Source organism: Rhodococcus sp. (in: high G+C Gram-positive bacteria), from assembly GCF_049286785.1.
GTDB lineage: Bacteria > Actinomycetota > Actinomycetes > Mycobacteriales > Mycobacteriaceae > Rhodococcus_F.
The window spans coordinates 1-1,588 of the sequence record NZ_JBAQEO010000806.1; the positions used below are offsets into that span (position 1 = coordinate 1).

Sequence of the window (1,588 nt, forward strand, 5' to 3'; positions counted from 1 at the left end):
CATTCGCGCCGATGACCCGTTGAAGATCGCCTCGCGGACGCTCTATTTCGAGCAGTCCACACTGGGTGTGCAGAACCTCGCGGTGTACCTGTGAGAGCCCGGGTGCCGGTCGATACGGCCGGCACCCGGTCGTCGGTCCGTCCAGGGCGTCCACGGCTGTCGGGCGCCCTTCTCGCGCTATCTCTGCTGGGATCCCCAACTTCATGAATTACCAGGCAAGACTTTCGGAGGTTTGAAACATGTCATCGGCGCAATCGGCACCATCGAACATTCCGGGCTACGTCCCGGGAACGTGGCGGATCGATCCGGACAAGTCGGAGCTGAAGTTCTCGGTCAAGCATCTCAATCTGCACACCGTTCACGGCTCGATCAGCGGCCTCGGCGGGCACATCGCTGTCGGGCAGGACCCGCTCGAGTCCGAGGTGAATGCCACCCTCGACCTCACCACTGTCGACACCGAGAGCAAGGGGCGCGACAAGGCCATTCTCTCCAAGAGCCTGCTCGATGTGCAGACTCATCCGACCGCGACCTATCGGTCGACCGGACTTCGGGTGGATCCGGCCGCCGCGGCCGCCGCCGTTTTCGTGCTCGAGGGCGAGCTCACGCTCCTGGGCGTAACCAATCCGGTACCGCTGCGGATGCGGTTCGAGCGGTTCGTCACCGACCCGGATGGTCGCACGCGGCCGATCTTTACGGCTCGCGGTGAGTTCGTTCGCCGGGATTTCGGGTTCGTTTATCACGTGAAGCCGCAGTTTCTCGACAAAGCGATCGGCGCGACGGTGTCGGTCGACATCCGTATCGAAGGCGCGCAGGCCTGACGACGGCGCGACTCTGCGTGGCAAGAGACTCAATCGTTGTGACATAACGAGATTGTTGGGACAAGACATATGAAGATTGCAAGGTTCCGTCACCGTGGCTCGGATTCGTGGGGCCTTGTCGACCTCGATACGGCGACGATTCAGCCGATCAGAGGCGAGGTTCCCGACTGGGGCCCTGCGGCCGCCGAGGGTCGTTCCGAGTTCGATACGGTGGGCAGCCCTGTCGATCTCGGGGAGGTTCGATTGCTTCCGCCGATGACTTCGACGTCGACGATCGTAGGCGTGGGTATGAACTACTGGACGCACCTCGAGAAGCTGGGGGTCACGGAACGGCCGCCGAGCACCGTCGGATTTCTCAAACCTCGCACGGCCATCATCGGACACGACGAGGAAATGGCCAACCCGGCGATTACCGCGCAACTCGACTTCGAGGTCGAGTTGGTAGCGGTGTTGGCGAAACCGATCACGCAGCCCGGGGAGCGATTGACGGATTCGGTGCTGGGTTACACCGTCGGCAACGACGTCAGCGCTCGGGATACACCATCCCCCATGGGCGGAATGGATCTGTTCACGATGAAGGCTCTGAATCGGTCGACGCCGATCGGTCCCTGGATCACCACCAAGGACGAGTTCGGCGGGTCGGGCCAGATCGACGTCGAGATCACGCTTCGGGTCAATGGGGAAGAGCGGCAGAAGGATCGCACCGCCAAGATGATCTGGAGTATCGACGAGTGTCTGGAGTACGTGGTCCAACGGATGGCGTTGAACGC

2 protein-coding genes are annotated in these 1,588 nt (G+C 62.1%); both read left to right on the top strand.

The features are described from left to right. Positions 1–239 precede the first annotated feature (239 nt). Entirely contained in the window at positions 240–818 is a 579-nt protein-coding gene (locus WAW17_RS29060; protein ID WP_422336315.1) for a YceI family protein, read from the top strand. A gap of 69 nt (positions 819–887) precedes the next feature. Continuing rightward, positions 888–1,588: fumarylacetoacetate hydrolase family protein (locus WAW17_RS29065; protein ID WP_422336316.1), on the top strand; the 701-nt coding region annotated here is incomplete at its 3' end.